Consider the following 13,256-nt stretch of genomic DNA (forward strand, 5'->3'; position numbering starts at 1 on the left):
ATTAAACAATAAAATTATTCTTAATTTATTTGAAAAATTTATATTCCAATAAAATTGGTACAATTTTATCAAAATAATATTTTTTCAATTTAACCTTTAAAGTTTCAATATTCCCATTTAATTCAGGATAGTCATAAATATATTTATTCGATTTCCGGTTAGGGATTAAAGTTTTTGTATTTAGTTAGTTCTTCATCGATCTGATAAAGTCCGTATTTAAAGTGTTTTTCGTAATTTTTGGTTTGTGCCGCTTGTTTAAGAATTATTTTTCAGATCTCTAAAAGTTCCTTTTCTTGATCGTCAAAATCATAATTTCCAAGACTTTTTAGAGCTAAAGTTTCTTTTTGACTAAGATCATCAAGGCATAATTCATTTAAATAAATAGTTGAATTATTTAAATCTGGATGGGCTAGACTTCTGATATGATTAGTTAGACTCAGGCTGACAAAAAATAAGTTTGAAAGCAAAAAACATTCTAATTTATAGTGTTTTTTGCTTTTTAGTTCTTGTAAAAACCGGTTAAAACCATCCCCTGATTTAACAAGATAGGTATTTTCTCATCTACCATCCATTATTTTAAAAATTCCGGCACTAAAGACGATAAGGCCGACTAAAAAATTATTTTTATGCAATCAAAAATCGTTTTCGCAATAAGACTTTGCTCTTACTAAAGCGGATGATGCGGAAGAGGTAAAGATAAGCACACTTGATCTTAGGTAAGCAATAAAATAATCATTATCTAAATTTTGTAGCAGGCCGTACAAACTTTTGCCAGTTCTTATGCTAAAAAGACCGTTATATTCGCAAGAAAGTCCTTTTTCAGGGACGACCACTCTTTCGAGATTTTCGCTTTTTCATTTATAAATAGTTTGACTAAACATTTTTTTAGTTTTTTAAATTTTTACTGTTTTAATGAAAAAAATTTCATTTTTTTCTTTACTAAGAGAATTATGCGGTTTTTTAAATAATTTATTAACAACGTTTTTTTGGGCATCTATTAAATACATTATTTTTTATTCTTTTTTTGGGGTAAAAGCGCAAGGAGATAGTTAAGATATTCAATTAGATTTATGTTATTTTTGCTAGAAATTCCAAAATCAACTAGCATTTTTTCTAGTTTTTTAACTAATAAATTAACATCATTTTCCTTGTTAAGAATTTCTGTATTAAAATAATTAATTCGAAAAACATCTAAATTAGTTTTATAAGGTTGATTTTTCTTGATCCAATCAAAATTTTGCTCTTTTTTTGTTCCAAAACCGTGATTTATCCGAAAAAGTCTTTCATAAGTTATGTTAGTTGCGATATTATTTTGATTGTTTGTGACTAAAGTAAAAATTCTGTTTCCGCCATCCTGACGGTTCAACTCTCAAACTGCATGACCGGTTGTTCCACTTCCGGCAAAAAAATCAAGAATTTTTGCATTTTTATTGGGATGAATATTAATTAAATACTTAATTAATTCAATTGGTTTGGGATGATCAAAAACCTTTGTTGAAAAAATATTTTTTTGCTCCTGGGTGCCTTCAGTTCCTTGGGCTAATAATATTAAATTAGAAAATTTCGAAACTCTTTCAATTTTTTGGTTATTGTTATCAACGAATTGGTATTGTTTTGAAAAAACCTTTTCATTTTTGAAAACAATAAAACCATTTTTGATTCCTCAATCTAATTTTTTCCTAGCTCAACGCCATCTCCAATCTTTAACAGCGCGGTTTCCCTGATGCCTGGCTTGTCACTTTTCTTGACTCCCGCCAGCATAATAAATTTTGCCATTATATTCAATCGGATAATCAAGTCCTTCAGATCACGTTAATGAGGCACGATCAAGTTGGATCAACTTATATTTTCCTCTTTCTTGAATATACTCATCAGAAAATTTATATGAACCGTCATTAATATTTTGGACATAAATATTTGTTGTTAAATGTTGAATGTTTTTTGAATAAGCTAATACATACTCTGTTAGGACTTTTACAAATTTGGAGTCTGCCGCTGATCCCTCGTTTTTCTTTTGCCAAACTAAATTAGCAACAAAATTTTCCTCGCCAAAAATTTCATCCATTAAAACTTTTAAGTAGCCGTGTTGATTATCATCAATTGAGACAAAAATTATCCCGTCGTCTTTTAAAAGTTTTTTGGCTAAATTTAGTCGCTCATTTAATAAATTTAGTCAGCCATTTCGCGAGTATTTATCTCGGTAAATAAATTTTGAAGGTAAGATATTTTCTTTATCATTTGCAATCTGGTTGCCTTCATTAAAACTAGCCTGAGTATTATAAGGTGGATCGATATAAATTATATCATACCCGGCTGCGGTCGCTCTCTCTCTCTCTCTCTCTCTCTCTCTCTCTCTCTCGAGAACTAAAAGATTTTTAAGAGCATCATAATTTTCGCCAATTATTAAAGTATTTTGATTTTGATTATTTTCATTGGATTTAAAACTAAGATTTTCATCTTTTTCTAAAATAGCAACAGTATTTGTATCACTTTCGGGGGCAGAATCAAAGCGAAAACCGGTTTTAATTCGCTGAACGACAAACTGATAGACATATTCAAGTTCCTTATCCGGGAATTTTTCAAGAATTTTGTAGGCTAATTGTTTTTGGTCAGAATTTAGTTCTTTTGATGAAATTTCATCTAATTTTTGTTTGTATATTTCTAATAAATTCAGGATTTTTGAATCTGTCATTGAAACTTTCCTTTATTAAGATAATTTTTGTCATAAAAAATATAAAAATTATAATATAATTTGCTAATATATTTAGCTAATTTTACTTTGGTTTTCCTTTTTTTAAAAATTAAATTAAGAAAATAAGAAAATCAAATTCAAATTTTAAGTTAAAAGTTTAATTTAAAAAGTAATAAATGCAAAAAAATCTTTCTTAGACTAACTTTTTTTTAGTTTTTTGAATTTTTTGGGCTAAATCTTAATTATAATAACCAAAAAATTCAAAAAAATGACGAGAAATAAACAAAAAAACGCTTGACCAAAAAGTCTAAATTTAAAATTATTACTGTTTTTACGTTCTTTTTATATTTTTTCCCTGGTTTTCCTCTACTGAGGCAGTTTCGCCATCTTTTAACGTAACTGTAAATGAATTTCCCTCGGAAGCACGCATAAAATTATCAACTTGCAGAGGCCGCGCTATGTTTAAAACCTTTTTAATTTCAGATCTTCACTGTTCTCAAGCAGACGAACTTCTTACCAAGTGCGGATTCAGTGCGGCATAACTTTGTTCTCAAATTCTGCTTGTTTTTATTTCGCCTAAATTTGAAACTGAATTTCCCGAGACAAAATAAACCGTAGTTCCCACTGAACCTGCAACAATTGGAGTCAAAGATAGGGCACACTTAAAAGGTCGACGCAGTTTTTGCTTACTTTATTTACATTTACAATTCAAATTTAGTAAATCAAAACTCAAAACTAAACCAAAAGTTTCAAAGAAACTTTAACCTTATAAATTATATCACAATTTTTAATAATATTTTAAAATTTTATGTTATACATTTCTGAATTAAAAGCTTGTTTTTAAAAATATTCAATAATTTCATTTTTAGATTTTTTTTTTTTTTTTTTTTATGCTATAATTTATAGTTACTTTGTTCATTGTCAAGTGGAGGCGGGATGATTAATGTTAATGAATTTCGACCTGGCATTACTTTTGAATTTGAAAATGAAATTTATGTGGTAATTTCAGCCCAACATTCAAAACAAGGTCGAGGGCAAGCGAATGTAAAAACAAAAGTAAAAAATTTACGCACTGGTGCAATTACTATTAAAACTTTTTCTGGTGGAGAAAGGGTCGAAAAAGCTCATATTGAGAAAATTTCGATGTCATTTCTTTATAACGATGGTGCAAGTATCGTTTTAATGGATGATTCCACTTATGAACAAGTAGCAATCGAGAATACAAAAATTACCTGGGAGCTTAATTTTTTAACTGAAGGAATTAAGGTAAAACTACGAAAATTTAACAACGAAATCCTTGATATTGAACTCCCAGCTAAAATCGAATTAAAAATAACTTCAACTTTTGATGCTGTAAGAGGAAATACAACAACAAATCCAACAAAACGAGCAACATTGGAAACAGGTTATGAAATCGATGTTCCTTTATTTATTAAGGAAGGCGAAAGTGTAATTGTATCAACAGAAGATGGGAAGTATGTCTCACGAGGGTAAAAACGAAGGATAAAAAATAAAAAGGGAAAAAATTAAAATGCTCAAAAATAACATTGAAAATTTAGCAATAAATTCTTTGAAAATGCATGGTGTTGCTGCGGTTAATAAAGCAAATTCAGGTCATCCTGGAGTGATTTTAAGTGCTGCGAAAATGGTTTATGCATTATATCGCGATCATATGAATTTTGATGTTGAAAATCTAAATTGAATAAATCGCGATCGGTTTATTTTATCAGCCGGACATGCTTCTGGACTTTTATATTCTTTATTATATAATTTAGGAATTCTAGAGCAAAAAGATCTTGAAAATTTTCGCCAAATGGGATCAAAAACTCCAGGACATCCAGAATATGGACATACTTTAGGAGTTGAGGCAACAACAGGACCACTTGGTCAAGGAATCGCAATGGGTGTTGGCCTTGCGATGGCGCAGGCACATTTGCATTCTAAATTTCCCGAAATTAATCATTATACTTATATTTTATGCGGCGATGGCGATCTCCAAGAGGGAATATCTTATGAATCACTTTCGTTAGCCGGTCATCTGAAACTAGAAAATCTTATTATCCTTTATGATTCAAATGATATCCAACTTGATTCCCCTCTTGATGTGGTTTTTAGTGAAAATGTCCGTCAAAGAATTGAATCACAAGGTCTTTTTTACCAATTAGTTGAAAAAAATGATGTTAATTTAATCTCAGAAGCGATTACTAAGGCAAAAAAATCAAAAAAACCAAGTTTTATCGAGATTAAAACAATTATCGGCGAAGGTACAAGCAAAGAAAAAACAAGCGATGTCCATGGTGCTCCACTTGGAAATGATATTCTTACTTTGAAAAAAAATCTTAATTGAGAATATGATGATTTTTATCTTGCAGATGAACTAAGACAACACTGAAAAAATACCCTTGGAAAACGAAGTCAAAAAGCATTTGCTGAATTTAAAATTTCAAAAGAACTTAAAGAATTTCTTGAAAAAGGGCAAAATCTTGATTTTGAAATTGATTTAGATCTGGCAAAAAATCAGGCAACTCGTAATACTTCTGGCCAAATTCTTGATTATATTTCCAAACATCTTCCTTACTGAATCGGAGGTTCGGCTGATTTATCAGTTTCGACGAAAGCCAAAGGGAGTGATGGAGTTTTTAGTTGCCAAAATTACCAGGGAAGAAACATTATGTTTGGTGTCCGCGAGTTTGCAATGGCCTCAATTGCTAACGGGATTGCTTTACATTCAGTTTTACGTCCTTTTGTTTCAACTTTTTTTGTTTTTGCAGATTATCTAAAACCAGCTTTGCGACTTTCAGCAATTATGAAATTGCCAGTTAGCTACATTTTTAGTCATGATTCCTTAATGGTAGGGGAAGATGGACCGACTCATGAGCCAGTTGAACAACTCGCAATGTTAAGATCATTACCAAATCTTGCAGTTTATCGACCTGGCGATGAAAACGAATTAAAAGCAGCCTATGAATTAATTTTAGCAAAAAAAAATCATCCTTCAGCTCTAATTCTGACAAGGCAAAACATTAAATCTTTTAATTCCTGCAAAAAAGGCTTTAAAAAAGGAGCTTATTTAATAAGAAAAGCATCTTCAAAATGAGCCCTGATTGCTACCGGTTCTGAGCTCGGTCTTGCCAATGAAATTGCTAATAAATTAGATGTTAATCTAATTTCTTTATCAAATTGACAGAATAGTCCAATTTGAGATCCAAATTATGCAATTTCACTTGAATTAGCCACAACTTTTGGCTGAAAAGCGCATGCAAAATATAATTTTGGCCATGATGATTTCGGATTTTCAGCCCCAGCTGATAAAATTTTAGAAAAAATTGGCTTTAATTTTGATAATTTAGTTACAAAAATAAAGAAAATTATAATTTAGATTAAAATTTTCTTTATTTTTGTAAAAAAACATTAATAGAAAATAAGTAAAAATTCTCACTTTTTATTTTTCTTATTTCAATTAAAAATATGGACCTTTTTAATTGAAATAAGATTTTTTTCTATTTTTAATTTTTTTAGTGTATAATATTATTTAATTATTTCTCCCTATTATGTCAGAAAATAACAACTCGTATTTATCGACTAAGCTTGACCATTTTTCGGCTTGAAAAAAAGAGCGGAAAATTGCTCTAATTTTTTCTTTGATTATTCTTGGAATCACCTTTTTTCTGGTGGGTTATGGAATGATTAATAATCGCCAAGAATTTGTGGTTGATAAATTTTATTTTATTAGTTTTAGTAATTATTTCCAAAATTTTAGTGTTTTTTTCTATCTAACTTACCAGTCAAATCTCATTTATGGACTTGTTTTATTTAGTTTTGTCCTAAGACCTTCAAGGCTAAAATTCCAATTTTTATTTGTTTTTACAGTGATTTTAACTATTGTTTTAATTGTTTTTTGAACCGTAATTGCCTGAAATTTACATATGGATATTACTTTTTTGCTAAAAACTTCAACAGTCCATTTTTTTCATCCCGTTTTTTCAATTCTCGTGCTTTTTTGGTTTCGCAAAGAATTTATGGTCAATCATCTTGGCCTAAGTCTTGCTGTTATTTATTCTGTTTGTTATTATTTATTTTGTCTGCTTTTATATTTTTTTACAATTAGACAGTGAATTAGTCCTGAATTTAAGGCAAATAATGAAAATATCCCAGAAAAAAGGTCAGTTTTTTTCTATACAGGACTAACAATTTATCCCTTTCTTAACTTTTTACACCCATTTTTTTATTCAGGTGATAATCATTCAATGGTGATTCTACTTAATTTGCTAATGAGTTTCTCAGTTGTATTACTTCCTTATTGAATTTCGCTTTTTTACATTAATGTTTTTGGAATCAAAGCACTAAATTGAAGCTTTTTTGCGTGGATTAAATCGCTTTTTATTCGCTTAAAAAACTTTTTTTGGGTTGCAAAACCAAAAAAAGAAGAAAATTTTGGAGAAAAATAGTGGCAAAAATCGTTGTAGGACTTTCCGGTGGGGTTGATTCAGCAGTGAGTGCTTATCTTTTGAAAAAAGCTGGTCATAATGTGATTGCAGTTTTTATGCGTAATTGAGACTCAAGTCTTAATAATGATTTTTTAGGTAAAAAAAATGAAAAAAATTTCACTATTTGCCCTCAAGAGCAAGATTGACTTGATGCTAAAGTCGTAGCAAAACAGTTAAATATCCCGATTTTCCGTATTGATTTTATCAAAGAATATTGAGATGAAGTTTTTAGTGACCTAATTTTAAAATACCAAAGCGGCCTAACCCCAAATCCGGATATTTTATGTAATAAAAATATTAAATTTAAGCACTTTCTTGACTATGCCCAAAAAGTTCATAATGCTGATTTTATTGCAATGGGCCATTATGCAAAAACAGATAATGGAAATTTGTATGCCGGAGCTGATTCTTTAAAAGACCAAAGTTACTTTCTTGGGCAGTTATCAAAATCCCAACTTCAAAAAACCATTTTTCCTCTTGGAAATCTGCATAAATCCGAGGTAAGAAAAATTGCTAACGAGCTAGGGCTAATTAATGCAAAAAAAAAAGATTCAACCGGAATTTGCTTTATCGGCGAAAGAAAATTTACTGATTTTCTTCAGAATTACATTCCTGCCCAACCCGGTAATATTATTGATATTTCTACAAAAAAAGTGCTTGGAAAACATATCGGGATTATGTATTTTACCATCGGACAGCGCAAAGGTTTTGGACTAAGCGGGATGAAAGAACCTTATTTTGTAGTTGGTCATAATTTAAAGGAAAAAATTTTATATGTATCACCCCAAAGTGAAAAAAAATGACTTGAATCTGATAGTTTAATGGCTAAAAACGCTAATTTTTTAAGTGAAAATTTTAGAAATCTTGATAATTTAAGTGCAAAATTCCGTTATCGCCAGGAAGCAATCCCAATTAAAATCGAAAAAATTCAGGATAATTCCTTCTGAATTTCCTATCAAAAATATCAGGCAATCACGCCAGGCCAACAAGTTGTAATTTATCATCAGAATCAAGTTATTTTAGCAGGCGAAATTGCTCTACTTTTTAGAAATGGAAAAAAACTTGACTATCTTGACTAGAAAAAGCAACTTAATATATTCCCAAATTAATTTAAAAAATTAAATTAATTTGAAAAAAGTGCGGTTATAACCGATCACTTTTGATTTGATTGTTTGCAGAACATCAAAGGAATTAAGTGGTCTATCTAAATTGCGTGCAATCTCACTTCAGTTGATTTGACTATTTAGACCAAAAATTTCTAACTGGTACTTTCCTTGTCCGCTTGTTAGGCCACTAAGATAAATCAACCCATATTTTGACTTGATAAATTCAAACTTTTCTTCTGAATCTAGTCCTAATTTTTGAGCTATTGATCCAGCACAAAATAGACCAAAACTATTTAGAATTGGATATTCACTTTCGAATAAATCATAAGGATTTTTACCTGGTTTTAACTCGGTTTTATAGTCGTTTTCTTCCTTTATAATTCCTACCCGAACTCAGGAATTAAGACCGACTCCAAGTGAATTTGTCTCGGCAAAACTTGTAATTATTAGCACATATTCCTTAATTTTTTCCGATTCTGAATAAATTTTTAGATCAAAATTCCGCGCACTAAAAAAGGGACTAGCACCTTGTTTTCCTAAAAAATCAAGATCAAGAACATGGTAATCATTTTCGCGGGGCAAAAGTGCTTCGGAACTAAAATTGATTGGTTGAAAATCAAGAAAAAAATTTTCTTGATTTTTTGGTAAAGGTGCATTTAATTCTGACTTTGATATTGATTTCTTTGAAAGCAAATTGTTTTCCATTTTTCCATGAGAACGATATAAAAACGAAGTTATTCCATAATCAAGTACATGATTTTTGATCAATTCAAGAAAATCATCATAAAAAAGCCGCTTATTTTTAAGATCCTCTGGAATTATATTTTCAACATCAAGGGCAAAAACCTCAAGTCGATAATTGTGATCTTTTAAAGGTGGCAGAGGCCCAAAATAAACTCCATCAGGATGTTCACGATAAAATTCATCTAGCAAATAATTTGTTGCATGCTTTGTCATTGAATTTTCAAATTGATACATTTTTTCAGGTCGGGCAAAGGAATCATCCCATTTTAGCTTATTTTTTTTAATATTTGCCGCAATCCAGTGGATAAAAACAAAACCTAATTCACCAGTGGCTTCATAATCAATTAAGGTGACAGCATAAGATTTTGCCGCTTTAATTTTATCTCATTTTAGCGGAAAACTAACTGAATTAGGGTACTTTTTTCCTAAATTACCATTTCCAAATTTAGTATCTAGAACCCCATTTTTAACATTTTTAATATAAATTTTTATCATAATAGCTACAAGAAAATATTTTTCCTATTTTTACAAGTTAAATTTAGTTTAAAAACCCTGTTTAATTATTTAGTTTTTTGAATTTTTTGGGCTAAATCTTAATTATAATAACCAAAAAATTCAAAAAAAAGACAAGAAATAAACAAAAAAGCGCTTGACCAAAAAGTCTAAATTTAAAATTATTACTGTTTTTGCGTTCTCTTTTTATTTTTTCCTTGTTTTTTCTTCTACTGAGACAATTTCGCCATCCTTTAACGTAACTATAAATGAATTTCCGCCGGAAGCACGCATAAACTTATCAACTTGCAGACGCGGCGCTATGTTTAAAACCCTCTTAATTTCAGATCTTCACTGTTGTCAGGCAGACGAACTTCTGACTAAATGCGGATTCAGCTCGGCATAACTTTGTTGCCAAAGATAAATTACATATTCTGCTTGTTTTTCGGTAATTTGTGTTTTTGGAAAGCTAGCTATAAACTTTTTCATTTGGTCAGAATTTTTTAGTCTATATTTCGAAATCCGATTTTTAGCTTCATTGAAAGCTTTTTTTATATCATCTGATTCCCTACCCGTAGGTTGAACTTTTAGAATTTCTAAATCCCTTTCAATATCCTTAATTATTTTATTAACGGCTTCTTGGTTAGAATCAAGAGGTGTATGAATTTGCTGGTTATTATGTTGTTTTTCCTTTGGTTTTTCATCCTTTTTAACTTCTTTTGGGCTTTTTATAATTTCTTCTTGCTTTTTAGTTTCAGCTTTTTTATTATCTGATTTTTTTTCAGTTTTTTGAACAACATTCAAATTTTCGTTTTTTGTTGGTTTTCGAGTTAAAAGCTGTGGAGTTAAAACTGAAGGAATAGACTGTTTTTCTTGATCTTTTTTCTCATTTTTTGGAGAGCTGGATTTTTGAATTACAATACTAACTGGAGGAATTTTTGGGTTTAAAAGGTTTTTCACTGATTTATGTTTTTTATCGGTACTGATTTTAGGTGGTATTGCCGGTTTTGTTTTTGGGGTTTGTTTATCTTTAACTTTCTCTTGTTCTACAATGATGAATTCTTTATCTTTTTGTCTCTGAGCAGGGTTGTTTTCTGGAGCTTTTTTATCTAAAATAGCTATTTGAACTGGGTTTTTTGTTTCATTTTTTGATGGTTCGGGTTTTTTAATTTTCGTTATTTTTTCTTGCGGTTTTTCCCTGGTAGAATCAACTTCAATTAAAATTTTCTTGTTTTGACTTGGTTTTGGAGCGACTTGTGGTACAATTTTTTCTTGTTTATTAGAAATTATAATTGTTGTTGGTTTAAGTTTTTCTGGGTTTTTTGTTTTTTTAATTAATTTTTCTGGTATAACTATTGGTGTTTTTTGAATTTTAGGAGCTTGTTTTTCTTCTTGTTTTTCGGGAATTTGATTTAAATCATTAATCTGTGAAGGAGAAAATGGCTCAAATTGACTTTGAATTTGTACATTTTCCCTGCTTGTTTTTATTTCGCCTAAATTTGATACTGAATTTCCCGAGACAAAATAAACCGTAGTTCCCACTGAACCTGCAACAATTGGAGTCAAAGATAGGGCTCACTTAAAAGATCGACGCATTTTTTTTAAATTAAATTTTCCCTTTTTTTAATCATTCCCTGCAAAAAATTACATAAAAACATATTTTTTCTATTTATATTATAACATATTATCACTAAATATTCAAGCTATAAATTAAAACTTTTTGTTTACTTATAAAAAATACCTAAAAAAAATAAATGTTTTGATTTTTTTTAGGTATGATTAATACTATAAATAAAACAATTGGAAGTTTTATCTTTTCAACCTATCAAATTCCTCAACCTTATCGGATCCAATTATATAATAATTGTTATCGAATCTGCCGCTCCTCAGAAATTGGGAATATCTATCAAAAAGCGAAAGGCTTGATAAATTATTCTCAAGATTTGCGGGTTGAAATGGTAAAAGTGTGCCTTTTGTTAGAAAACCACCAATATCAATTCGTCTTTGAACATAAAATATTTTAGGATTATCCGGATCTTGTTTCTTTATTTCCTTTTCTAATTCGAGCAAATTTGCACTATAAAGGCCACCCTGAGAAAAATTTGCTGTATTTTTATAATACTCAGTCGGTTCAAATTTATGAATTTTATCGTTAAACTTGTATTTATAAAAATCATTAACAAGACCGATATTTTCAATCTTTTGTGGTTTTGGACTAGGACCTTGAACTATCGGCGGTTTTTTTTCTTCTTTTTCTTGTTTTTCTTCTTTTTCTTCTTTTGGTTGTGGTTTTTGTTGATCATTATTTTTTAATTTACTATTATCATAAGCGGCAAAATTCACCGGTTTTCCATAAAAATTTTGATTTTGGGGTAAGTGGGGACCTAATTTTGGAAGATTCGGTTGCTCTTCAAAAGGATCTTTTCGGTTTAAATCTGGATTTTGTTCTGGTTCAATTGATTTATCACCATTATTTATTTCAGAATCTGGGTTTGAATCAACGATTCAATAAAGACGGTAAATTGCGTTTTTAATTTTGTTTTCTTTCTCATCGGCAAAAGTTTTATCATCAACAAAGAAAAAAGCGCGCGGCTGAACCTTGTATTTACGGCCATCTTTGCCTATTATTGTAAATTTTTCTAGTCTTGTTATTAGTTCTAATTTCTTTTGGAAATCTTTGTCATTAATCAAAGGGAGTTTCAAATTATCAGGGTTTGATATGTCATTTATTTCCCTTCTTTTTTGGAGTTCTAATTCCTTTAACTGTCTGTAGTTATAATTTCATCAGTAGGCATTTGAAAGTGGTTGGGTTGTTGCCTCGCGAATCGTATCGACAATCCGGGCAAGCGCACCCCTAGGGATTGGGATCTGGATGGCTTGTTTTTCGTCTTTTTGCTCTTTTTCATCATTTTGTTCTACTACTTGAGCTTCTTTGGGTTTTGTTTTTTCAGAATTTCCTTGAGCACTATTAGATTCTTTATTAGCATCTTCATCTTCGCTCTGGTTCTGGGCTTGACTTTGTCGGTCATTTTCATCTTGACCATCTTGATTTTGCGGGAGATTTTTTAAGGCTTGGGCTAGGACATTCGGATCAATTTGGTTGGGCGAAATTGGAATATTGTTATTTTTTTGTTTTGGGAAAATCTCATTGAGATAAAATTTTGCATAACTACTTACTAGTTTATAATAAAGATAACTTTCATCAAGGTCGATATTATTTACTGAAAACCCAGCTCCATAATCCTGCATAATAAAATCGGGATTTGCCTTTAAATTAGTAGATTTTAGGTATTTTTCTTGGGAAGGACGCCATTTTTTTAAAAATTCTGATGCTGAGAGATAAGAAGTTCCTTGATAATTTTTTCTGACATATTCAGGAAAATCTGGATCTTTAGCAAATTGTTCAATTTTTTTAAGGATTACATCCTTTTGCTCATTATATAAAAAACGCTGAAATAAGAGTGGATTTAGTCCTGGATATATCAAGGAATCTTCATAATATTGACTAATAAGAGCGGAAAAATAATATTCGGCAATCAGATTTTTTTCAATTGCAAGGGGAATTTCTAGCATTTCTTTTAAGAGTTGGTATTTTTCTGTTGCTTCTGGATTTGAAAAAGTTCTTGTATTTAGGTCTTCTTTTAGAATAGCATGATCCGAACAAGCAGCAGAAATCAACGGAAAAGTAAATGCCGGTAAAATTAATAAATTTTTTATAATTTTTTTCATTTTTAG

Annotated in this window: 10 protein-coding genes; 4 read left to right on the forward strand and 6 right to left on the reverse strand. The window is 30.1% G+C overall.

Annotated elements, in window-relative coordinates:
• Positions 1–158: 158 nt before the first annotated feature.
• The 3 genes from MHJ_RS03790 to MHJ_RS02270 form a co-directional block, all read right to left on the reverse strand.
• Positions 159–881, reverse strand: a complete 723-nt coding sequence (locus MHJ_RS03790) for a hypothetical protein (protein WP_011284180.1) — start codon at positions 879–881, stop codon at positions 159–161.
• A gap of 125 nt (positions 882–1,006) precedes the next feature.
• Complete coding sequence (locus MHJ_RS02265; protein WP_044284658.1) at positions 1,007–2,692, reverse strand: site-specific DNA-methyltransferase; 1,686 nt, start codon at positions 2,690–2,692, stop codon at positions 1,007–1,009.
• 331 nt (positions 2,693–3,023) lie between these two features.
• The gene (locus MHJ_RS02270) at positions 3,024–3,341 is read right to left on the reverse strand and encodes a hypothetical protein (protein ID WP_225972978.1); all 318 of its coding nucleotides are present in this window, start codon (positions 3,339–3,341) and stop codon (positions 3,024–3,026) included.
• A gap of 287 nt (positions 3,342–3,628) precedes the next feature.
• Here MHJ_RS02270 and efp point away from each other — a divergent pair, with 287 nt between their 5' ends.
• The 4 genes from efp (at position 3,629) to mnmA (ending at position 8,258) form a co-directional block, all read left to right on the forward strand.
• A complete protein-coding gene (gene efp / locus MHJ_RS02275; RefSeq protein ID WP_011284183.1) occupies positions 3,629–4,186 on the forward strand; it encodes an elongation factor P in 558 nt (185 codons plus the stop codon).
• A gap of 37 nt (positions 4,187–4,223) precedes the next feature.
• Positions 4,224–6,071: a transketolase gene (locus MHJ_RS02280; RefSeq protein ID WP_011284184.1), complete on the forward strand. Its 1,848-nt coding sequence runs from the start codon at positions 4,224–4,226 to the stop codon at positions 6,069–6,071.
• A 172-nt stretch (positions 6,072–6,243) separates the two neighbouring features.
• Complete coding sequence (locus tag MHJ_RS02285) at positions 6,244–7,140, forward strand: MAGa3780 family membrane protein (RefSeq protein ID WP_044284659.1); 897 nt, start codon at positions 6,244–6,246, stop codon at positions 7,138–7,140.
• The gene (gene mnmA, locus MHJ_RS02290) at positions 7,140–8,258 is read left to right on the forward strand and encodes a tRNA 2-thiouridine(34) synthase MnmA (protein ID WP_011284186.1); all 1,119 of its coding nucleotides are present in this window, start codon (positions 7,140–7,142) and stop codon (positions 8,256–8,258) included. The genes MHJ_RS02285 and mnmA overlap by 1 nt, the downstream gene beginning before the upstream one ends.
• Before the next feature lie 39 nt (positions 8,259–8,297).
• Here mnmA and MHJ_RS02295 read toward each other — a convergent pair whose 3' ends face one another.
• The 3 genes from MHJ_RS02295 to MHJ_RS02305 all read right to left on the reverse strand — a co-directional run bounded on the left by MHJ_RS02295 (position 8,298) and on the right by MHJ_RS02305 (position 13,250).
• Complete coding sequence (locus tag MHJ_RS02295) at positions 8,298–9,524, reverse strand: YbhB/YbcL family Raf kinase inhibitor-like protein (RefSeq protein ID WP_044284660.1); 1,227 nt, start codon at positions 9,522–9,524, stop codon at positions 8,298–8,300.
• A gap of 204 nt (positions 9,525–9,728) precedes the next feature.
• Positions 9,729–11,117, reverse strand: coding sequence for a hypothetical protein (locus MHJ_RS02300; RefSeq protein WP_148166905.1), 1,389 nt, complete (start codon positions 11,115–11,117; stop codon positions 9,729–9,731).
• Between the two features lie 213 nt (positions 11,118–11,330).
• Positions 11,331–13,250, reverse strand: a complete 1,920-nt coding sequence (locus MHJ_RS02305; RefSeq protein ID WP_011284189.1) for a hypothetical protein — start codon at positions 13,248–13,250, stop codon at positions 11,331–11,333.
• Between the last annotated feature and the right edge of the window lie 6 nt (positions 13,251–13,256).

The organism is Mesomycoplasma hyopneumoniae J (genome assembly GCF_000008205.1).
Taxonomy (GTDB): domain Bacteria; phylum Bacillota_I; class Bacilli_A; order Mycoplasmatales; family Metamycoplasmataceae; genus Mesomycoplasma; species Mesomycoplasma hyopneumoniae.